Genomic DNA, 19,524 nt, shown 5'->3' on the forward strand with positions numbered 1-19,524 from the left:
CGGTTACATTCCGAACCCGGAAGCTAAGCCTCACAGCGCCGATGGTACTGCAGGGGGGACCCTGTGGGAGAGTAGGACGCCGCCGAACAATTTTTGAGGAGAGGGCTCCACACTATGGTGTGGGGCCCTTTCCGCATTTCTAGAGACTTTTTCGACCTCCGCTGACCCCTGCCCGCAGGGGGAACAGCCCGGGTCAGGCAGGGCTGACCAGCTTTGTGTCGTACGCCAGGATGACGGCCTGGACCCGGTCGCGGGCTCCCGTCTTCGCCAGGATCCTCGAAACGTGGGTCTTCACGGTGGATTCCGCGAGGTGGAGACGGGCGGCTATCTCCGTGTTCGTCCAACCCTGGCCGATGACCGTCAGGATTTCCTTCTCCCGCTCGGTGAGGGCGGCGATGCGCTGATCCGGGGCCGGGGTCTCCGTCGGGGCCGTCGTCGGGAGGTGGTGAGCGAACGTGTCCAGCAGCCGGCGGGTGAGGCTCGGGGCCACCACGGCGTCGCCCGTGGCGACGGCACGGATGCCGGCCAACAGTTCCTCGGGGAAGGCGTCCTTGATGAGGAAGCCGGAAGCGCCCGCGCGCAGGCCGTCGTAGGCATACTCGTCCAGGTCGAACGTGGTCAGGATGAGGACCCGAGTGCGGTCGCCGGCCGCCACGATGCGGCGGGTCGCCTCGATGCCGTCCAGGCCGGGCATGCGGATGTCCATCAACACGACGTCGGGGTTGAGCTGGGAGACGAGACGGACCGCCTCGGCGCCGTTCGCCGCCTCGCCCACGACCGTCATGTCGTCCTGGCTCTCCACGAGCATGCGGAAGCCGAAGCGCTGCATGGGCTGGTCGTCGGTGATGAGCACGGTCGTCACGGGGTGGTGTCCTTGGGTACGGGGAGGTGGAGGTGGACGCGCCAGCCGCCCCGCGGATCCGGGGCGGCTTCGAGGGTGCCTTCGTAGAGCGCGGTGCGTTCGCACATGCCGGGGATGCCGCGGCCGCCCACCGGCGACGGCGTCTTCCGGGGCGGGCCGGTGTCCGTGACCGTGGCGGTCAGCGAACCGGGGGCGTGGGTGAGCTGGACGGTGGCGGTGGCGTCCGGGCCGGCGTGCTTGAGGGTGTTGGTCAGGGCTTCCTGGATGACGCGGTACACGGTGAGCTGTTGGCCGGGCGGCAGCGGCTGAGGTCGTCCTTGGGCGATCAGGCGGACCGGGAGGCCGGCGGCGCGTACGCCGTCGACGAGCTGGTCCAGGTCGCTGAGGGCGGGCTGGGGCGCGCGGGGGGTGGACTGCGGCTCCCAGGGGCCCGTGCCCGCCACGGATGCGGTGTCCTCGCGGAGGACGCCCAGCAGCCGGCGGAGTTCGGTCAGGGCGGTGCGGCTGGTGGTGGAGATCGCGTCCAGCGCTTCCGCCGCGCGCTCGGGGGACTTGGCCGCCGCATAGCGACCGCCGTCGGCGAGACCGGTGATGACGGAGAGGTTGTGCCCGATGATGTCGTGCATCTCCCGGGCGATCCTGGTGCGTTCGGCTGCTGCGGCGAGTTGGGCCTGTTGATCGCGTTCGACTTCGAGGCGCTTGGCCCGCTCCACGAGGGAAGCGGTGTACTCCTGGCGGGAGCGCACGGCGATGCCGAACAGGGCGACGATCGTGAAGGCGTACAGCATGGGGACGAACTGCATGTCCCAACTGCCCACCGGATAGCGGGAGGTGCCGACCACGAGGGGGACGACTATCGCCCCCAGGATCAGCACGAGGATCCGCAGCCGGAGCCGGAGAGCGATGCTGAAGACGAAGACCATCTGGAGCAACGAGGCTTGGAGGTGTGCTCCGGTCCAGGCGCTCAGGATCGTGAACGGAAGCACCAACAGCATGGCCGTGAGCGGGCGGCGGCGACGTAGATAGAGCGGGAGCGTGAGACCGAAGGACATCACCCACACCAGCCACAGGGGGGTGTCGTCGTTGTTGTGGGGGATGCGCTGCCAGCCGCCGCTGGTGACGTCGATCAGGGCGGCCGTCAGCCAGAAGCCGGTGACGGCGGTGTCCCAGATCCAGGGGCGAGCGGTGTCCACGGCCCGGACGCGACGGGTGAGGTCGGTGATCCGGTGGGTGAGCGGATGGGCGCCTGCGGTCTGCTCGGCGGCCGGTGGTGGCCTCTTCAGCGTCTCCTCTCCCTTCTTCGCCTTCGCCATGTGCTTCTTCTCCCTTCCCTCCTTCTCCCGCTCGTCGTAGACGCTCGGCCCGTTGGCTCCTTCTGGCGCCTGCTCGCTGCCCTTCATCCTCGTACGCAGGGTGGTCACACGTCACGCCGTTTCAGCAGGAGCGCCGCCAGGACCAGGGAGCCCGCCGCCCACAGGGCGAGGGAGAGCAGCGCCGTGCCGGGGGAGGCCGCGTCCGCGAGGGGTTGTGCGGTGTTGAGCGAGGCGAAGGCTTGGGCCGGGAAGTAGTCGACGGCGTCGTCCAGGGCGTCGAACGGCAACATCATCAGGACCTCGGGAAGGATCAGCAGGAGGCCCACGAACGCGCCGATGGCACCGGGGACGGAGCGCAGGAGGGCGCCCAGCCCGAGCGCTATCACACCGAGCATGGTCAGTCCGGCGGCGCTGCCGAGGATGCCGCGCAGGATCCCGGCGTCACCGAGGGCCGCCTCCTGCTCGGTGCCGGAGAAGAAGAACTGGGCGGCGAGGAAGGTGACGAAGGTGGTCGCGAGGGTGACGGCGAACGTCGCGGCTCCGTAGACCGCCGCCTTGGACCACAGGACCGGGGTGCGGCGGGGGACCGCGGTCATGGAGGCGCGGACCATGCCGGTCGCGTACTCCCCGGCGGTGACGAGGACGCCGAGGACGGCGATGGCGACTTGGGCGAACTGGAAGCCGATGAGGCTGAGCGTCAGGACGTCCATGTCGGCGTCGCCGCCGCCCTCTTCGTAGGTGGCGCCCATCGTGATGCCCAGGCCCAGGGTGAAGGCGACGGCGACCAGGAACGTGATCCAGGTGGACCGTACGGTCCACAGCTTGTACCACTCGGAGCGGAGCAGACCCGTGGTGCTGAGGCGGTACGCGGTGCTCATGCGGCTGCTCCTTGGAGGACGGGGGTGGACGCCTGGTACTCGACGGAGCTGTGGGTGAGGTCCATGAACGCCTGCTCCAGGGAGGCGGTGCGCGGGGTCAGCTCGAACAGGGGGAGGGCGTGGGCGGCGGCGGTGCGGCCGATGTCTTGGCTGTCGAGCCCCTGGACCTCCAGGGCGTCGGGGGCGTCGGAGGTGATCCGTATGCCGGGGCCGGCCAGCAGCTCCGCGAGGCGGTCGGCCTCGGGGGTGACGACGCGGACGGACGCGGCGCCGGCGGAGCGGACGAACTCGTCGACCGTGGTGTCCGCGAGGAGCCGGCCGCGACCGATGATGACGAGGTGGTCTGCGGTCAGCGCCATCTCGCTCATCAGATGGGAGGAGACGAGGACCGTGCGCCCCTCGGCGGCGAGGGACTTCAACAGGGTGCGGATCCACAGCACGCCCTCCGGGTCCAGTCCGTTCACCGGCTCGTCGAGGATGACGGTGGCGGGGTCGCCGAGGAGGGCGGCGGCGATGCCCAGGCGCTGGCCCATGCCGAGGCTGAAACCCTTGACCCGGCGGTGCGCGACCTCGGTCAGGCCGGTGAGGTCGAGGACGTGGGCGACGCGGCTGCGGGGGATGCGGTGGGTGTGGGCGATGGCCGTCAGATGCTGGTGGGCGCTGCGGCCGGGGTGGACCGAGCGGGCCTCCAAGAGGGCGCCGACCTCGTGCAGCGGGGCGCCGTGCGCGGCGTACGACCGGCCGCCGACGGTGGAGTGGCCGCGGGTGGGGGCGTCCAGGCCGAGGATCATGCGCATGGTGGTCGACTTGCCGGCGCCGTTCGGTCCGAGGAAGCCGGTGACGGAGCCGGGCTTGACGGTGAAGCTCAGGCCATCGACGACGGTCTTGCCGCCGCGGCGCCCGCCCTTGCCGCCTTTGCCCTCGGCTGCGTCCCTGCCCTTTCCGACGCCGCGTGTGCGACCCGGGCCGTACCTCTTCGTGAGTCCGTGTGCTTCGATCATGTAATCGATGGTGATGCCGCGGCTCCGACGGATCGTCCGCCCACGGATGACACCTGAACCCCCGCACGTACAACCCGGGTACTACGGGCCGTAACCGCGTTGCCTCAGAGTTCGGGCATCGGACAGTATCCGTGGATGGAGCATGTGATTCGGGCCGTGCGGGCCGACGAGTGGGCGAAGGTCAAGGACATCAGGCTGGCGTCCCTCCGGGACCCCGTGGCGCACCTGGCCTTCCTGGAGACGTACGACACGGCGGCGGCGCGGCCGGACTCGCTCTGGCAGGAGCGGGCGGCGCGGGCGGCCGAGGGGGTCGCGGTGCGGCAGTTCGTCGCGGAGGCGCCCGACGGCCGGTGGGACGGCACGGTGACCGTGCTGGTGGAACGGCCGGGCGAGGACTCGGTGTTCGGTGAGCCGACGACGATGGACCAGACGCAGGTCGTGGCGGTGTTCGTCCGCCCGGAGGCCCGCGGCGCCGGGCTCGCGGACGAGTTGTTCCGCGCGGCCCTGGAGTGGTCGTGGGAGCTGGCGGGTCCGCCCGTCCTCCGCGTACGGCTGCACGTGCACGAGGAGAACGCGCGGGCCGAAGCCTTCTACCGGAAGTTCGGCTTCGTGGCGACGGGGCGGCGGGTGGACGAGCCCGGGCAGCCGGGCGTACAGGATCTGGAGTACGAAGTGCGGCGTCCCGCGTCCTGATCCGCCTGGTCCGGCCGCCACCGGTCGACTGCCCGCTCGGGGTCCGCTACTGGGGGAGCGGCTCCTGCCAGCGTGCGCGGGCCTGTTCCATCGAGCGGAGCAGGACGAACGTCGACAGGCCCTGGTCCGGGCCGGTGGTCAGCAGTTGGGGTAGGCGGGGGAGCGGGGCGACGGCTGCCGCGTCGTCGAGGACGAGCGTCATTGGTGGGTCGAGCCGGCCGGCGGATGACCGTGCGGCCATGCGGCGGCCGTGCTCGACCACGTCTGACGCCAGTGCGGTGAGCAGCGGCATCGCTCCGGGGTGGGCCTTGGGATCCTCAATGGGCTCGCCCACCAAATAGAGGGTTCCCCCTTCATTGATAAATGATTCCAAGGCGAGCGCATCAGTTCGGTTCGGAGTGCATGCCTCGCGGATGTGGATCGAGGAGAGCGAGGACAGCGCGCGGGCCACCAACTGCTGGGCGATCTCCCGCCGTTCCGGGTGCGCGGTCAGCGCGGCTTCGAGCAGCCCGGCGAGCCCGCTGGTGGCCTTGGGGTGGGTGCGGAGTATCCGTACGGACTCCTGCGCGTTGATGCCCTGGGCCCAGCGGTGCACCTGTTTGAAGGGCCGGCCGGCCACGGCGGCGGCGTGCAGCCAGCAGCGCAGCAGGGTCTCCGCGGTGTCGGCCATCGCCGCGTCGATGCGGGCGTGCGGGCGCACGGGCGCGAGGAGCGCCACGGCCCGCTCCTGGGCGCGGGCCACGTCCTCGCAGCCGACCGTGGGGTTCCAGTGCAGACGGGCGGGGGTGTCGCAGAGGTGGCCCGGGTCGTACACCAGCACCGGGCCGTACTTGGCGCGGGTGTCCTTGGTGTCCGCCCACACCGTCGGGTCGGAGGTGACGACGAGGGCGGGGCCGGCGGCGTCCTGGAGGGCCTGGAGGGCGGCGGGGCGGCGGGCGGTGGGGGTGCCGAAGAAGACGCGGGGGGTGCGGCGGGGCGCCGGTACGGACACGTCGTCGGACGCGACTTGGGCGTACACAACGTCCGCGCCGCCCGGGGGCCCCTGGTCGGCCGCGGCCGGCGCCGCCGGGGGCGGGAAGGCGTCCGGAGTGCTCTTCCCGGGGTCGTACGAGGGTTCGTCACCGGACTGGCGGGCGGGTTCGGGCGCGTGGGCGGGTTCGCGGGAGGGCTGGATCGGAATGCCGCCCGGCGTGGTCCTCTGATGCGCCGGGGGCTCTGGATGCGCCGGCTGCTCTTGAGGCGCCACATGCGCCTGAGACGCCTGCGGTGCCTGCGGTGCCTGAACCTCGTGTTGTTGTTGAGGAACCCGCCCCGCCGACCGCCCCGCCGCCCGCTCCGCCTTCCGCGCCGAGCGCACCGTCTTCCAACGCGCCAAGGTCCCCACCACGAAGACCGTCAGCACGGCGAGGACCATCAGCAGCCCGATCGCCAGCCCCCAGAAGAGCCCGTACTCCGACAGTTGGTCGGCCGGGGTGTTCGGCCAGGCCGCGGCGAGGTCCTTCGGGTCGCCCGCCAGCGAACGCACCGCCTGCGGCGCCCTGCTGAACGTGATGCCGTCGGGCCAGGAGCCCTTGGCGAACAGGCCGGCGAGCCCCGCGGCCACCCAGACCACGAACAACAGGCAGAGACCGAGCCCGAAGACCCCGACGATCAGCCCGTCCGGGACGCCGCCGCCCGAACGGCGCGGACCGGGACGCCCGCCGCCGTTCGGCCCGTACCCCGGTCCGTAACCGTGCTCGTCCCGCACGTCAGGCGACCGTGGACTCGGAGGAGTCGTCGTAGCGCTGTCGCTCGATGAGCGCGGCCCGCTGCTCGGCCTCCCACTCCGCCGCTTCGATCTCCGCCGGGAGCGGATGGGACGATTCCGTCATGGCGCGGTCGGTGAAGACCAAGGGCCGCTCGGCCTCGGTGACCAGGTGTTTGACGACCTGCACGTTGCCGTTGACGTCCCATACCGCGATGCCGGGGGTGAGCGTCGGAATGATCTCCACGGCCCAGCGCGGCAGCCCGAGCACCCGACCCGTCGCCCGTGCCTCGTCGGCCTTCTGCGCGTAGATCGTGCGGGTGGACGCCATCTTCAGGATCGCCGCGGCCTCCTTCGCCGCCGCCCCGTCCACGACGTCCGACAGGTGGTGCACGACCGCGACGAAGGAGAGCCCGAGCCGCCGGCCGAACTTCAGCAGCCGCTGGAAGAGTTGGGCCACGAACGGGCTGTTGATGATGTGCCACGCCTCCTCGACCAGGAAGATGCGCTTCTTCCGGTCGGGGCGGATCCAGGTGTGCTCCAGCCAGACGCCCACGATCGCCATCAGGATCGGCATGGCGATGGAGTTGCGGTCGATGTGCGAGAGGTCGAAGACGATCAGCGGGGCGTCCAGGTCGATGCCGACGGTCGTCGGACCGTCGAACATGCCCCGCAGGTCACCGTCGACGAGCCGGTCCAGCACCAGGGCGACGTCGAGCCCCCAGGCCCGTACGTCGTCTATGTCGACGTTCATCGACTCGGCGGACTCCGCCTCCGGGTGGCGCAACTGCTCGACGATGTCGGTGAGGACGGGCTGCCGGTCGGTGATGGACTCGTTGACGTACGCGTGGGCGACCTTCAGCGCGAAGCCGGAGCGCTCGTCCAGGCCGTGCCCCATGGCGACTTCGATGATCGTGCGGAGCAGCGCGAGCTGGCCGGTGGAGGTGATCGACGGGTCGAGGGGGTTGAGGCGGATGCCGCCGTCGAGCGCGGTCATCGGGTCGAGCCGGATGGGCGTGATGCCCAACTGCTCGGCGACCAGGTTCCACTCGCCGACGCCGTCCTCGCCCTGGGCGTCCAACACCACGACCTGGCGGTCCCGGAACCGGAGCTGGCGCAGGACGTACGTCTTCTCCAGCGCCGACTTGCCGTTGCCGGACTCGCCGAGCACCAGCCAGTGGGGGGCGGGGAGCTGCTGCCCGTACAGCTGGAACGGGTCGTAGATGTAGCCCTTCCCGCTGTAGACCTCACGGCCGATGATCACGCCGGAGTCGCCGAGGCCGGGGGCCGCGGTGGGCAGGTAGACGGCCTGCGCCTGGCCCGTGGAGGTGCGCACGGGCAGCCGGGTCGTCTCGACCTTGCCCAAGACGAAGGACGTGAACGCCTCGGTGACGGCGGACAGCGGATCTCGCACGGTGGCCCCTAACGGCGGATGCCGGTCGCGAACGGCAAGGTGTTCACAAAGGCCCGGTGGTGCTCCCGGTCGCACCATTCGAGCTTCAGATACGACTTGCCGGCCGAGGCCCGGATCGTCCGCTTGTCCCTGGCCAGGGCCTCGGGCGTGCGGGACGACACAGTGATGTACCCGACGAGGTTGACGCCGGCCGCACCGCTGGCGAGATCTTCACCCCGCTGGTCGAGACGGCCGTGGGCGGCGACGTCGCGCGGGTCGACCGTGCGGTTCATCTTGGCGGCGCGGCTGGCGTCGGCCTCGTCGTTGGTCTTCTCGGTCAGCATGCGCTCGATGGCGACCTCGGTGGGTTCGAGGTCCATGGTGACCGCGACGGTGCGGATCACGTCCGGGGTGTGGACGAGCAGCGGGGCGAGGAAGTTGACGCCGACGGGGGTCATCGGCCACTCCTTCACCCAGGCCGTGGCGTGGCACCAGGGCGCGCGGGTGGCGGACTCGCGGGTCTTGGCCTGGAGGTACGTGGGCTCCACGGCGTCGAGCTCCGCGGGCCAGGCGTTGCGCTTGGTCATCGCCTGGATGTGGTCGATGGGGTGGTCCGGGTCGTACATCGAGTGCACCAGGGAGGCGAGCCGGCCCTGGCCCAGCGGCTGGCGGACCCGGATGTCGGCCTCGGCGAGGCGGGCGCAGATGTCGGTGAGCTCGCGGGCCATGACGATGGCGAGGCCGGCGTCCTTGTCGAGGCGGCGGGCCTTGGTGGCCTGTCGGGTGGCGCGGGCCATGGCGTTGGCCTCGGCGGCGAGTTCGCGCGTGTAGTGCATGCAGGCGACGAGGTACGCGCGGTGCTGCTCGCTGGAGGTGGAGACCATGGACTGGAGCTGCTCGTACGAGTCGCGCAGCCAGACCGGGGAGCGCTGGTCGCCGCGCTGGGCGACGTCCTTGGCGTGCGCGTCGGGGTCCGCGGGCAGGGTGCGGGCGAGCATCTGGATGCGGGTGACGAAGCCGTCGCCGTTGGCGACGTGCTTGAGGAGGGTGCCGAAGCGGTCGACGAGGGCTTCTTGGTCCTCGCTGTCGCGCAGGCCGACGCCGGGGCCCTCGATCTCGATCGCGGCGGTGACGGTGCGCCGGTCGGCGTGGAGCAGCACGGCGATCTCGTCGGGGCCGAAGGGCGCGGCGAGCCAGCTGATCCGGCCGATGCCCGGCGGCGGGCCGACCTCCACCTCGCGCCCGTCGAGGCGGGTGCCGGCCTCGGCGGCGGTGGAGCGGTAGGCGGCGTTGGAGCGCACGGTGCGCTTGAAGCTGCGGTTGATCTCGAACCACCGGTAGAAGGTGCGCTGTTTGTACGGGACGTAGACGGCCGCGAGCGCGAGCATCGGGAAGCCCGCGAGCAGCACGATCCGCGGGACGAGGTAGGGGACCAGGAGTCCGCTCATCATGCCGAAGAACGCGCCGGCGACGATCAGGGCGATCTCGCCCGTCTCGCGGTTCTTGCCGATGATCGCGTTCGGCCGGGCCCGGCCGATGAGGTACGTGCGGCGGGGCGCGATGGGATGGGACTGGGTGGTCAACGCCCTCCACCTCCTGTGCTCTTGCGGTTGCTGTGCGGGGTGCTGCTGCCGGACACGCCGGAGGGGCTGCTACGGGGCGGGGGCGCGGCGGCCGGTGCCGCGCCGCCCGTGCCGCCGCCGGTGGGGCGGCTGCCGTGGGCGGCGACGCCGGTGCCGACGGGGTTGGCGGGGCGGGGCGTCGAGCTGCCGCCCTCGGCCTGCGCGCCGCCCGCGCCGCCGCGGGCGCTGTGGGTCTTGATGCCCTGGGAGACGAGGGCGGCGGGGGAGCTGATGACCGCGGCGGCGCGGCCCTCGACGGCGCCCTGGATGCGGTTGTTGCGGGAGGCCACGATCTCGTCGCCGAAGCCGGGCACGAAGCGGTAGATCATCGCGGAGGCCACGATCGCCAGGATGATGATGGCGAGTCCGGAGACGACGGCGGAGACGGAGTCGGGGCCGTCCTGGCCGGCGAGCGCGCCGGCGAGGCCGAGCACGATCAGGATGACCGGCTTGACCAGGATGATCGCGATCATGAGGCCGGCCCAGCGGCGGACGTGTCCCCACATGTTCTTGTCGACGAGGCCGGAGTAGACGACGACGCCGAGGAGCGCGCCGACGTACAGCAGCACGGCGCGGATGAACAGCTCCAGGTAGAGCACGCCGGCGGCGATGATCGTGACGAGGGAGACGACGATCAGCATGATCGGGCCGCCGCCGATGCCGGTGCCCTTCTCCAGGGCTTCGGAGAACGTGCCGAAGAACTGGTCCGTCTGGTCCTTGGTGCCGCCGGCGACGACGTTGGAGATGCTGTCGGTCGCGGAGACCAGGGTGTAGAGGATCAGCGGGGTGAAGGCGGAGGCGAGGACCGTCAGCCAGAGGAAGCCGACGGCCTCGGAGATCGCGGTGAGCAGGGGGACGCCGCGGATGGCCCGCTTGGCGACCGCCAGCAGCCAGATGATCAGCGTCAGGACGGTGGAGGCGGCGAAGACGACCGCGTACTGGGAGAGGAACGTCGTGTTGGTGAAGTCGACCGTGGCGGTGGACTTCACGGCCTTGGCGAGGGTGTCGACGGTCCAGGCGGCGGCGTCGGCGCAGCCGCGGGCGAGGACGTTCAGCGGGGTGAGTTCGTCGACGGGGTTGTTGGTGGTGCTGGCGCCGCCTTCGCCGGTGCCGTTCTCGCACAGGTCCCTGGCCTGGCCCTGGATGAGGCCGCACTGGTCGTTGCCGCCGCTGGGGCGGGGGCTCGGGGAGTTGCCGGGGGACGGCGTCGGCTCCGCGGCGGCGGACGGCGCGAGCACGACGGACGCGACGACGGTCGCGTGGAGGGCCGCGAGGGCGCCCAGGGCGCGCGCGTGGGAGCGGCGGAGCAGTTGGGGGGTGCGGCTACCGGGCATGGGTGAAGCCTCCGTATCCCGCGACGGCGCTGGCGATCTCCTCGGCAGTGGAGGCGCGGTTGTCGCCGTTGACCGGCGTCGGACCTTCCTGCTGGGAGGACGAGGTGATCTTCCAGTCGCCGTCGACCCACTTCAGGTTCTGGGTGAGGGTGAAGTAGGAGGAGGTGACCGGCTTGGTGGACTCGGGACCTGCGAGCCCGATGAGCCCGGTGCACCACACCTCGACCGTGGCCGTGCCGTCCTTCTGGTCGGTCACCTTGGTCCCGATGGGGATGGTGCGGGAGACGAAGGCGAGGCCGTCCGGGGCGGTGCCGTCCGGCCCGAGGCCGACGGCGCCGAGGAACTCGGTGGAGTACGCCTTCGCCAGCTTCGTCAGCAGTTCTTCGGCGACCGCCGGGTCGTGCACGGTCCGCACGATGTCGCCGCGGCTCTTCTCCTGGAACATGCCGTCGGACCCGAGGGCGACGGCGTAGTTCGCCGCCGCGCTCTGTGCGCCCTGGGCGTCCTTCGCGTATCCCGTGGGGATGCCCGTCCCCGCCGCCTTGCCCTTCACGGGCTTGACGCCCGTCGGCGCGGTGGGGGCCGCCTCCCGGCCCTTGGCGCCGTCGCCTTCGCCGCCGCCCCCGCCGTCGTCGCCGCCCCGGTTGGCGAAGGCGATCGCGGCGATGAGCAGCACGACGACGCCGACGACGGTGATGAGGGAGCGGGAGGTGCGGACGGGGCGGCGGGCGGCGCCGTAGCCGTCGTCCCCGCTGCCGGGCAGGCGGGTGCGGGTCTGGCCCGTGCCGCCGTAGGGGTCGTCCGGGTCGCTCCCGCCCGTGCGGTACCCGTGATCGTCGCCGTGGTTCATGGCGCCGCCTCTCCCTCGTGTCCCTCGTGCTCGCCCACGCGCCCGGGTACGCCGTCGTGCCCGGTGCGGGTGCCGTGTCCGGGGTGGGACGTCGTACGGCACGGTTCGGTGCCCGTGCCGCCGTCGTACGACGCTGGTGGTCGTACGGCGGTGCGCGCGGACGCGCTGTGGTGTCTCGACGTCAGGCGCAACGGGGACGTCGGCTCGGACGTCGGCTGGGACGTCGGCTGGGACATCGGCTGGGACATCGGGGGGACGCAACCTCTGAGGGTGGGCCGGGCTCGCTCGGGGAGGAGTGCGGATGGGGGAGTGCGGGCTTGGGTCTACGGGCTGATGGGGAGTGAGGTCACACGGCCATCCCGTAGACGATGGTGAACAGGGTCCCCAGGGAGCCGATGATGAAGACGCCGGTCAGTCCCGCGACGATCAGGCCCTTGCCCTGCTCCGCGCTGAACGTGTCCCGGAGCGCGGTCGCGCCGATGCGCTGCTTGGCCGCCCCCCAGATCGCGATGCCGAGGCAGATGAGGATGGCCACGGCCATCACCACCTCGATCATCACCCGTGCTTCGTTGCCCAGACTCCCGAACGGGCCCCAGTTCGGGGCGATACCGCCGATGATGGTGTTGATGTCGCCCTTTTCGGCTGCCAGGATCATGTGTAACTCACCGCCCCTGTCGGGTCTTTCGCCGCCCGTGCCCCTCGGCATGGGCCATCGCTCTATCTTCGCTGATGAAACCGCCCGCGTATGCCGACTTGGCGGGTCTCTTTACCCGATCTCCGCACGTATGACCGATGATCGCCGCTCTGACCTGCGGCGAAGCGGATCGGATCGGGTCGGAGTCATGGCGAGGAGCCCGTATTGTCACTCTGTGTATCACGCTGCGTGACTCCGGGCAATGACTGTCGTTGTTCCACCTTTGGGGCGCTCCTCACGTTTCGTCCGCGCGGTGTCCGCTTTGTTTGCCGCGCTGGTGCGTCGTCATGTGGTGAACGGGGCGGGGGCGGTAAGGGTGCCCGGGGGTGCGGCGGTGCCCATGGTCGCGCCGGCCCGATGGCCGGGACAGGGCGCACGGGGAGCGCAGGGTGGGAGGCGGCGGGCGGGCGCCGCCGGGCGGTGGCGGGTCGAGGGGGTCGGCGTGCGAAGGCGCGCTTCCCCGGCCGCCTCCTGAAAGCCCGGTCGTCGACCTACACTGACGCGAAGTGGACTCCGGTGGCGGGAAGGGCGGTTGACGGTGCGTAAGGCATGGGTTGTCGCGGGCCTCTCCGTCGGGGTGTGCATGGCCTTCCTCGCGCTGCTCTTCGTCGGGACCTTCACCATCGCGGGCGGGGCCTTCGGGGCCGGGGCCGGGGCGCAGGGCAAGTCCGTCGCCCTCGCCAAGGGCGCTGTCCCGGCGCGGTACCAGGCGCTGGTGCAGAAGTGGGGCAATCTGTGCCCCGCGATCAACCCGGCGCTGCTGGCCGCGCAGCTCTACCAGGAGAGCGGGTGGAACCCCCGGGCGCAGAGCCACGCGGCGGCCCAGGGCATCGCCCAGTTCATCCCGGGCACCTGGGCGGCGCACGGCATGGACGGGGACGGGGACGGGGACCGGGACGTCTGGGACCCGGCCGACGCGATCCCGTCCGCCGCTTCGTACGACTGCAAGCTGGCCGGGTACGTGAAGAAGGCGCCGGGCGACCCGACGGCGAACATGCTCGCCGCGTACAACGCGGGCGCGTACGCCGTCATCAAGTACGGCGGGGTGCCGCCGTACAAGGAGACCCAGCACTACGTGAAGATCATCCGCACCCTGGAGAAGAGCTTCGCGAAGCCGGTCGGGCGGGTGGATCCGTCCCGGCAGGCCGCGGGGGCGATCAACTTCGCGCAGCAGAAGCTCGGCACCAAGTACCTGTGGGGCGGCAACGGAACCCCCGAGCAAGACGGGCGGTTCGACTGCTCGGGGCTGACGCAGGCGGCGTACCGGACGGTGGACATCGAGCTGCCGCGGGTGGCGAACGACCAGTACAACGCCGGTCCGCACCCTTCGCGGGACGAACTGCTCCCGGGTGACCTGGTGTTCTTCTCGGACGACTTGACCAATTCGCGGGCCATCCGGCACGTGGGGCTCTACGTCGGTGGCGGGTACATGATCAATGCACCGCGACCGGGGGCCGTGATCCGCTTCGACAAGATCGACACCCCGGACTACTTCGGGGCCACCCGGGTCACCGAGGAGGGCGCGAAAGCGCTGCCCAAGCACCCCCCGACGGCCTGACGGGGCGTCCGGGGTGGCCGGAAGTCGCCTGATGGCCCCGGCCCTGAGCTGCGGCGATCTATCTCTCTTCGGTAACGTCATGGTGATCGTTCGGTGGAGAGTGGAACGCGGGCGGCCGGTTGACCGTTCCCTGGGAGCGGAGGCACCGCGAAAGACGATGCAGGATCCGCGACGGACGTGCGACCGTCACCACACGCTGATCACGGGGGTGCAGGGCGAGCGGCGCGCGCGGGCGCGCCGCCGTTCACGACAGGGCAATTGAGGCCGGTAGAAGGCCGAGACAAGGCAAGGGGCCGCATCAGATGGCTGGACTCGCCCCGGGGGTCTCCCCGGCGGAGTCGGAGGTGGGTTTCTCCCTCGCGGAGTCGAGTGGGGCCTCGGGGCCCGACGTCGACCTGCTCCACGGCATCAACGACCTCGCGAAGGCCGCCCCGCCGTGGTTCGACCGGATCATGGGCTTCGTCGGCGAGTTCGGCATCATGTTCGGACTCGTCGCCCTCGGCTTCTGGGCCTGGTGGCTGCTGCGCTCCCGCGGCACGGTCGAGGACTCGGTCTCCGGCGCCGCCGCGGTGGTGTGGGCGCCGCTGGCCGCGGCGGTCGCGCTGGTGATCAACATCCCCATCCGCGAGCTGGTGGAGCGGCCACGGCCGTTCGTCCACGACAAGTCCCTTGAGGTCCTCGTCGAGGGCAAGACGGACTTCTCCTTCGTCAGCGACCACTCGACGATGGCGATGGCGATCGCCGTCGGCATCTTCCTCGCCCACCGCAAGCTCGGCTTCGTCGCGCTCGGGCTCGGCTTCCTGGAGGGCTTCCTCCGGATCTACATGGGCGTGCACTACCCGACCGACGTGATCGGCGGCTTCGCGCTCGGCACGGCGGTCACCCTGCTCCTGGCGCCCCTCGCACAGCTCCTGCTGACGCCGGTGACGCGGGCGATCGCCGGCTCGAACAAGGCGGGATGGATGGTGCGCTCCAAGAAGGCGGCGTCCGGCGCGGACGGCCGACGCCAGGCGGAGCCCCTCGACATCCCGGAGCCGCGGACGGACGGCCCGCGCGACAAGGGCCTCGCGGCGTAGCCGCCTGCGGCGGTGCTCGGCCGGGGCGCCTCGGGGTGCCCCCGCCATGCCCCGCCCGGCTGGCCGGGGCTGGCGCCGCGCTTCTTCTCGGGGCCGCTTCAAGAGGGCCGTCGCCCAGCCTTCGCGGGCGCGGTTCGGCCGTGCGGCGAGCTGCGTTACGGCGTCTGCGGGCCGTCTGTGGCTTGTCGCGCAGTTCCGCCCCCCATGACCCAGAGGGCATGGGGGGCGGAACTGCGCGAACAGCCACAGACGGGCCGTGGAGACCGGCGTTCCCGCAGAGCAACGGCGGCTAGGTCCGAAGGCCGAAGAATCAGCGGCGGTTGCGGTGGCGGCGGATGATGTAGATCGCGCCGGCCGCGCCGAGGATTCCCGTCGCGCCGACGGAGAGCGAGCTCTCTATCGGGCCCTCCGGCTTGGACGCGACCGGCGCGGCCGTGGCCGTGCCGGTCAGCAGGGGGAGGGCGAGCGCGGTGGAAGCGGCGGCGGTGGCTATTCGACCGGCCGTGGCCAGGGGTGCGGGCATGGCGCGTCCTTAGAACGACGTGACGTTGCGAGGCGGCGGGACGGACGGGTACGGGCCGCGAACGGCACCGTCGTCCAGGGGTCCCGTAATCCAGCGCACCCGCACCCGCCCCGCCCGGCCATCCAGCCGCGCCCGTCCGGGCGACGCGCCGCCGTCGGCGCCCCGGTCAGAGGGACTGGGGGAAGGCGAAGACGCCCTCGGGGTCGTACTGCCTGCGCAACCGCCCCAGCCGGTCCGCCGCCGGGCCGAAGTACGCCGTGCGCCAGCCGCTCAGCGTCGCGTCGGCGTAGTTCTGGTACGCCGCGCCGGAGACGTGACCCCGCATCGCGCCGTGCGCGTCCCGCAGCCAGGAGCGTTCGGCCGCGCCCGCCGTCCCCTGCGCCCACGAGGCGAGGTACTGCACCAGCACCCGCGAGCGCCGGTGGACGAAGGACGTGGCCAGCGGATCCACCCGGTTGACCGCGCCGCCGAGCGCAGTGAGCTGGATCGAACCCTCGCCGCGCCCCGTCGGGAGCCGGGTGAACCGCTCGGTCCGCGCGATCAGCTCCCGTACCGCCGCGGCCGAAACCTCCCGGTCGAAGAAGTCGGACGCGGCGGCGTACGTCTCGCGCCCCAGCGCGCCCGCCCTGCTGCGGCCCGGGACCGCCCCCGGCAGCGCGCACTCCTCCGCGCTGCGGGTCGAGCAGCCCGCGTACCCGAGCATGGCGGCGAGGTGCGGGCGGGTGCGTAGCGACACGGACGACGCGCTGGAGCCCGCGGCGTCGGCGAGCCGGTCGACGGCGTTGCGCACGGTGCCCTCCGTCCCGAAGGAGCACACGGCGACCGAGAGGCGCGGCGCCGCCCCGCCCGCACTGCCCGCGGTCAGGTGCGCGGCGGACCAGGTCTCGTCCGGCTGGTCGGGCCCCCAGCGCTGCCAGGCCGTCAGCACGGCCGCCGCCTTCCGCCACGGCCAGCTCAGATGGGCCACGACGAGCGGCGGCGCCGGATGCGTGCGGAACCGCAGCTCCGTCACGACGCCGAAGGAGCCGTGGCCCGCGCCGCGCAGCGCCCAGAAGAGGTCCCCGTCCCGGTCGGCGCCGATCCGCCGCACCTGCCCGTCGGCGGTGACGACCGTGGCCCCGGTGAGGCTGTCGCAGGTCAGCCCGTACGCCCGGGAGGTCACCCCGTGCCCGCCGCCGAGCGCGAGACCGGAGACGCCGACGGACGCGCAGGAGCCGGCGGGCAGGGTGCGGCCCCGGGCGCCCAGCGCTCGGTAGACGGAGACGAGCCGTGCGCCGGCGCCGATCGTCGCGGCGTCGGAGCCGCCGGTGGTGACGCGGTCCAGCGGCGATACGTCGATGACGAGCCGGCCGTCGCCGGAGGAGTGGCCGGCGTAGGAGTGGCCGCCGCTGCGGACGGAGACGGGGACGCGGTGGGCGCGGGCGTAGCGCAGGCACTCCTGGACGTCGGCGGGGCCGGACACGTACGCGACGGCTGCGGGCCTGAGGGAGTCGAACCGGGTGTTGTAGAGCTGGCGCGCGGTCGAGTAGTCGGCGTCGTCGGGGAGCACCAGCCTGCCTTCGAGGCCGCGGCCGAGCGCCCGCAGGTCGCGGGCTGGGGACGGGGAGGGGCGGGAGCCCTGCGGCGGGGACGGGGACGTGCGCGGCGACGGCACGGTGGTCGCGGGGGCCGACCCCGACGGCGGCGCGCCGGTGGAGCCCCGCTCCTTGGTGCAGGCGGCGGTCGTCGCGAGGGCGACCGCGGTCGTGAGCAGCGCACGCCGATCCATCGGACCTCCTGGGCGTTCCGAGCGTTCTGGTGGTGCTCTTCGTGACCAGACGCACCGAAGGCGCCGTGAGGTTTCGCGGCCCGGCGCGGAAGTCGTGCGGGTGGACGCCGTCGATCCGGGTTTCAGGCGGCGGGCTGCGCTGCGGCGTGCGCGGTGGCGTCCGTACGGGCCCGGTCCCGCGAGCGGCGGGCCGGCCCGCTCCAGCCGCAGTCGCAACGGGCCAGCGCGAAGGAGCCGCGTTCCGTCGTCGAAGTGCGGTGGGGGGACGTGGGGGTGGAGGTGGGGGCGGGGCCGTCTTCCGTGGGGGCATGCGGTGGCACGGTTCCACGGTACTGGCCGCCGGCGCCCGTAGACAGTGCCGGTGGCGCCGCCGGCGTGACGGCGGCCCCCCGCGGTCGTTAGTGAGGACGGGTGGAGGTCTCTCGCAAACGAACGTGTCGAATCAGCGATCAGCGGTTTCGGTGTTGGTTGGGGGTCACAGGCCATGGTGGAGCAGCGGCAGGGGCGCAAGGGCGGGGCGGTCGTCGTCTCCGCGGCCGTCTTGGGAGCGTTCGCCGTCACCGGCTGCGCGGGCGGCGACGGTGCTTCGGGCCAGGCAGTGGCGGACGACCGACCCAGCTCGCGCGCGGTCAGCGATCGCGCGGTGCTCACCGCCGCGGACGCCCTCGTCGCGGCCGGCAGCGCCCGGGCGCGCACGTCGATGGAGACGGCGTCCGGCGGCACCCGGGTCACGATCCAGGGCGAGGGCGGCTACGACTTCCGCCGGGTGGTGGGGCAGCTCACGGTCGTGCTGCCCAGGGACCCGGCCGGCGCGGAGGAGCACCGTCCGGTCACCGAGCTGATGACCCCGGACGCGCTCTACATGAAGAACCGCGGTGCGGGGGTGCCCGCCGACAAGTGGGTGCGGATCGACACCGCGACCGTCCAGGACGGGAACCTGGTCACGGGCGGTGCGACGGACCCGCTGGCGGCGGCGGAGCTGCTGCGGGGGGCGCGCGAGGTGTCGTACGTCGGCAGCGAGCGCGTCGAGGGCGTGTCGGTGCAGCACTTCCGGGGGCGTACGGACATCGCGGAGGCGGCCCGGGCCGCCCGGTCGCCGGTGCGCACGGCGCTGGAGGCGGCGGCGAAAGGGTTCACCACGGTGACGGTGCCGTTCGACGCGTACGTGGACGAGGAGGGGCGGCTGCGGAAGGTGAAGCACCGCTTCAGCTTCAGCAACGGCAGGACGACCGTGGCCGTGACGTCGACCACCGTGCTGTTCGACTTCGGGGCGCCGGTGGCCGTGCGGCTGCCGGACCAACGGGACATTTATGCGGGAAGAATCAGGGCCTAAATGGTCCGGACGTGCCATGCGCGGTCCGTGCATCGCTCCCTACGCTAGGAAGTCGACACCGGAGGAAGAGGTGAATGCACGTGGCTCCGCCCAGTACGACGTTGGTCCAGGACCACGTGGCCCTCGCCGAGATCGAGCTGTGCGGTGAGTTGATCATCGCGGCGTCCGCCGCGGACGGGGAGCGGCTGAGCCCGGCCCGTATCGACGAGGTGCTGAAGGTCGCCACCGAGCGGGCGGCGCTCGGCCGACAGGACTGACGGACCGCGACCGGAACGACGGACGGCCCGACCGGACGACTGGACAGTCATCCGGAACGGGCATCCGGAACAGGCAATCGGAACGGTCGATGGGCGGGGACGCAGTGCGTCCCCGCCCGTCGGTGCGCTTGCGGGTGCGTCCGTGAGGACCGCGGGTGCGCAGGTCGACGCGTCAGGTGCGCATCATCCGGGCGATCGCCTTGGTGGCCTCCTCGACCTTCGCCTCGATCTCGTCGCCGCCCTTGACCGCCGCGTCGGCGACGCAGTGGCGCAGGTGCTCTTCGAGGAGTTGGAGGGCGAAGGACTGGAGGGCCTTCGTGGACGCCGAGACCTGGGTGAGTATGTCGATGCAGTAGACGTCCTCATCCACCATGCGCTGGAGGCCGCGGATCTGGCCCTCGATCCGGCGCAGGCGCTTGAGGTGCTCGTCCTTCTGCTTGTGGTAGCCGTGGATGCCGCGGTCGTGGTCGGTGACCGGGGCATCGGCGGGGTGGGTCTCGGTGACCGGGGGGCCGGCCGCCTCGGTGGTCGTCATCGGGTCCTCCCGTTGTCCTGGCGTGCTACGTGCTCGTGGTGGCGTGCTTCGTGCGCTCGTCGTGCGCGGCATGCGGGGTTCGTATACCCC

19 protein-coding genes and 1 rRNA gene are annotated in these 19,524 nt (G+C 72.0%); 6 read left to right on the plus strand and 14 right to left on the minus strand.

Features of this window, described 5'->3' with window-relative positions; translation table 11 throughout:
* Positions 1 to 88 (plus strand): 5S ribosomal RNA (gene rrf, locus ACH4E8_RS05855); the annotation flags it as partial.
* A gap of 105 nt (positions 89 to 193) precedes the next feature.
* On the opposite strand, the gene ACH4E8_RS05860 is transcribed toward rrf, so the two are convergent.
* The 4 genes from ACH4E8_RS05860 to ACH4E8_RS05875 form a co-directional block, all read right to left on the minus strand.
* Entirely contained in the window at positions 194 to 862 is a 669-nt protein-coding gene (locus tag ACH4E8_RS05860) for a response regulator (RefSeq protein WP_398444782.1), read from the minus strand.
* Positions 859 to 2,175: a sensor histidine kinase gene (locus ACH4E8_RS05865; protein WP_398446031.1), complete on the minus strand. Its 1,317-nt coding sequence runs from the start codon at positions 2,173 to 2,175 to the stop codon at positions 859 to 861. The genes ACH4E8_RS05860 and ACH4E8_RS05865 overlap by 4 nt, the downstream gene beginning before the upstream one ends.
* Positions 2,176 to 2,279: 104 nt before the next feature.
* The gene (locus ACH4E8_RS05870) at positions 2,280 to 3,053 is read right to left on the minus strand and encodes an ABC transporter permease subunit (protein ID WP_398444784.1); all 774 of its coding nucleotides are present in this window, start codon (positions 3,051 to 3,053) and stop codon (positions 2,280 to 2,282) included.
* The gene (locus tag ACH4E8_RS05875; RefSeq protein WP_398444786.1) at positions 3,050 to 4,054 is read right to left on the minus strand and encodes an ABC transporter ATP-binding protein; all 1,005 of its coding nucleotides are present in this window, start codon (positions 4,052 to 4,054) and stop codon (positions 3,050 to 3,052) included. The genes ACH4E8_RS05870 and ACH4E8_RS05875 overlap by 4 nt, the downstream gene beginning before the upstream one ends.
* A 135-nt stretch (positions 4,055 to 4,189) precedes the next feature.
* On the opposite strand from ACH4E8_RS05875, the gene ACH4E8_RS05880 reads away from it, so the two are divergent.
* A complete protein-coding gene (locus tag ACH4E8_RS05880) occupies positions 4,190 to 4,747 on the plus strand; it encodes a GNAT family N-acetyltransferase (RefSeq protein WP_398444788.1) in 558 nt (185 codons plus the stop codon).
* A gap of 46 nt (positions 4,748 to 4,793) precedes the next feature.
* Here the strand turns inward: ACH4E8_RS05880 and ACH4E8_RS05885 are convergent, their stop codons facing one another.
* The 6 genes from ACH4E8_RS05885 to ACH4E8_RS05910 all read right to left on the minus strand — a co-directional run bounded on the left by ACH4E8_RS05885 (position 4,794) and on the right by ACH4E8_RS05910 (position 12,345).
* Positions 4,794 to 6,494: a type VI secretion protein gene (locus ACH4E8_RS05885; RefSeq protein ID WP_398444790.1), complete on the minus strand. Its 1,701-nt coding sequence runs from the start codon at positions 6,492 to 6,494 to the stop codon at positions 4,794 to 4,796.
* Between the two features lies 1 nt (position 6,495).
* Positions 6,496 to 7,905: an ATP-binding protein gene (locus tag ACH4E8_RS05890; protein WP_398444792.1), complete on the minus strand. Its 1,410-nt coding sequence runs from the start codon at positions 7,903 to 7,905 to the stop codon at positions 6,496 to 6,498.
* 8 nt (positions 7,906 to 7,913) lie between these two features.
* Positions 7,914 to 9,467: an SCO6880 family protein gene (locus ACH4E8_RS05895; RefSeq protein ID WP_398444793.1), complete on the minus strand. Its 1,554-nt coding sequence runs from the start codon at positions 9,465 to 9,467 to the stop codon at positions 7,914 to 7,916.
* Positions 9,464 to 10,840 (minus strand): hypothetical protein, encoded by a 1,377-nt coding sequence (locus ACH4E8_RS05900; protein WP_398444795.1) that lies wholly within the window; start codon positions 10,838 to 10,840, stop codon positions 9,464 to 9,466. Before ACH4E8_RS05900 ends, ACH4E8_RS05895 begins: the two co-directional genes overlap by 4 nt.
* Positions 10,830 to 11,690, minus strand: a complete 861-nt coding sequence (locus ACH4E8_RS05905; RefSeq protein ID WP_398444798.1) for a hypothetical protein — start codon at positions 11,688 to 11,690, stop codon at positions 10,830 to 10,832. Before ACH4E8_RS05905 ends, ACH4E8_RS05900 begins: the two co-directional genes overlap by 11 nt.
* 346 nt (positions 11,691 to 12,036) lie before the next feature.
* A complete protein-coding gene (locus tag ACH4E8_RS05910) occupies positions 12,037 to 12,345 on the minus strand; it encodes a hypothetical protein (RefSeq protein ID WP_361536442.1) in 309 nt (102 codons plus the stop codon).
* Between the two features lie 577 nt (positions 12,346 to 12,922).
* Here ACH4E8_RS05910 and ACH4E8_RS05915 point away from each other — a divergent pair.
* Positions 12,923 to 13,942 (plus strand): NlpC/P60 family protein, encoded by a 1,020-nt coding sequence (locus tag ACH4E8_RS05915; protein ID WP_398444800.1) that lies wholly within the window; start codon positions 12,923 to 12,925, stop codon positions 13,940 to 13,942.
* A gap of 302 nt (positions 13,943 to 14,244) precedes the next feature.
* Complete coding sequence (locus tag ACH4E8_RS05920; protein WP_398444802.1) at positions 14,245 to 15,018, plus strand: phosphatase PAP2 family protein; 774 nt, start codon at positions 14,245 to 14,247, stop codon at positions 15,016 to 15,018.
* 310 nt (positions 15,019 to 15,328) lie between these two features.
* On the opposite strand, the gene ACH4E8_RS05925 is transcribed toward ACH4E8_RS05920, so the two are convergent.
* The 3 genes from ACH4E8_RS05925 to ACH4E8_RS05935 form a co-directional block, all read right to left on the minus strand.
* On the minus strand, positions 15,329 to 15,541 hold the full coding sequence (locus ACH4E8_RS05925; protein WP_398444803.1) for a hypothetical protein: 213 nt from the start codon (positions 15,539 to 15,541) through the stop codon (positions 15,329 to 15,331).
* A 166-nt stretch (positions 15,542 to 15,707) separates the two neighbouring features.
* Entirely contained in the window at positions 15,708 to 17,309 is a 1,602-nt protein-coding gene (locus ACH4E8_RS05930) for an FAD-binding oxidoreductase (RefSeq protein ID WP_398444805.1), read from the minus strand.
* A gap of 122 nt (positions 17,310 to 17,431) precedes the next feature.
* Positions 17,432 to 17,629: a hypothetical protein gene (locus ACH4E8_RS05935; RefSeq protein ID WP_398444807.1), complete on the minus strand. Its 198-nt coding sequence runs from the start codon at positions 17,627 to 17,629 to the stop codon at positions 17,432 to 17,434.
* Between the two features lie 164 nt (positions 17,630 to 17,793).
* Between ACH4E8_RS05935 and ACH4E8_RS05940 the strand changes: the two genes are divergently transcribed.
* Both ACH4E8_RS05940 and ACH4E8_RS05945 read left to right on the plus strand, forming a co-directional pair.
* Entirely contained in the window at positions 17,794 to 18,642 is an 849-nt protein-coding gene (locus ACH4E8_RS05940) for a hypothetical protein (RefSeq protein WP_398444809.1), read from the plus strand.
* Between the two features lie 74 nt (positions 18,643 to 18,716).
* Positions 18,717 to 18,899: a hypothetical protein gene (locus ACH4E8_RS05945; protein ID WP_398444811.1), complete on the plus strand. Its 183-nt coding sequence runs from the start codon at positions 18,717 to 18,719 to the stop codon at positions 18,897 to 18,899.
* A 172-nt stretch (positions 18,900 to 19,071) separates the two neighbouring features.
* Here the strand turns inward: ACH4E8_RS05945 and ACH4E8_RS05950 are convergent, their stop codons facing one another.
* The gene (locus ACH4E8_RS05950; RefSeq protein WP_398444813.1) at positions 19,072 to 19,434 is read right to left on the minus strand and encodes a metal-sensitive transcriptional regulator; all 363 of its coding nucleotides are present in this window, start codon (positions 19,432 to 19,434) and stop codon (positions 19,072 to 19,074) included.
* Positions 19,435 to 19,524 lie beyond the last annotated feature (90 nt).

Source organism: Streptomyces sp. NPDC017979 (assembly GCF_044328175.1).
In the GTDB taxonomy this organism is placed as follows: Bacteria; Actinomycetota; Actinomycetes; order Streptomycetales; family Streptomycetaceae; genus Streptomyces.

What these genes read in the sequence shown, in the direction of transcription:
- ACH4E8_RS05865 (WP_398446031.1), bottom strand. Translation starts at nt 2,175, where the DNA reads ATGGCGAAGGCGAAGAAGGGAGAGGAGACGCTGAAGAGGCCACCACCG.
- ACH4E8_RS05870 (WP_398444784.1), bottom strand. Translation starts at nt 3,053, where the DNA reads ATGAGCACCGCGTACCGCCTCAGCACCACGGGTCTGCTCCGCTCCGAG.
- ACH4E8_RS05875 (WP_398444786.1), bottom strand. Translation starts at nt 4,054, where the DNA reads ATGATCGAAGCACACGGACTCACGAAGAGGTACGGCCCGGGTCGCACA.
- ACH4E8_RS05880 (WP_398444788.1), top strand. Translation starts at nt 4,190, where the DNA reads ATGGAGCATGTGATTCGGGCCGTGCGGGCCGACGAGTGGGCGAAGGTC.
- ACH4E8_RS05900 (WP_398444795.1), bottom strand. Translation starts at nt 10,840, where the DNA reads ATGCCCGGTAGCCGCACCCCCCAACTGCTCCGCCGCTCCCACGCGCGC.
- ACH4E8_RS05905 (WP_398444798.1), bottom strand. Translation starts at nt 11,690, where the DNA reads ATGAACCACGGCGACGATCACGGGTACCGCACGGGCGGGAGCGACCCG.
- ACH4E8_RS05910 (WP_361536442.1), bottom strand. Translation starts at nt 12,345, where the DNA reads ATGATCCTGGCAGCCGAAAAGGGCGACATCAACACCATCATCGGCGGT.
- ACH4E8_RS05920 (WP_398444802.1), top strand. Translation starts at nt 14,245, where the DNA reads ATGGCTGGACTCGCCCCGGGGGTCTCCCCGGCGGAGTCGGAGGTGGGT.
- ACH4E8_RS05925 (WP_398444803.1), bottom strand. Translation starts at nt 15,541, where the DNA reads ATGCCCGCACCCCTGGCCACGGCCGGTCGAATAGCCACCGCCGCCGCT.
- ACH4E8_RS05930 (WP_398444805.1), bottom strand. Translation starts at nt 17,309, where the DNA reads ATGGATCGGCGTGCGCTGCTCACGACCGCGGTCGCCCTCGCGACGACC.
- ACH4E8_RS05940 (WP_398444809.1), top strand. Translation starts at nt 17,794, where the DNA reads ATGGTGGAGCAGCGGCAGGGGCGCAAGGGCGGGGCGGTCGTCGTCTCC.
- ACH4E8_RS05945 (WP_398444811.1), top strand. Translation starts at nt 18,717, where the DNA reads ATGCACGTGGCTCCGCCCAGTACGACGTTGGTCCAGGACCACGTGGCC.
- ACH4E8_RS05950 (WP_398444813.1), bottom strand. Translation starts at nt 19,434, where the DNA reads ATGACGACCACCGAGGCGGCCGGCCCCCCGGTCACCGAGACCCACCCC.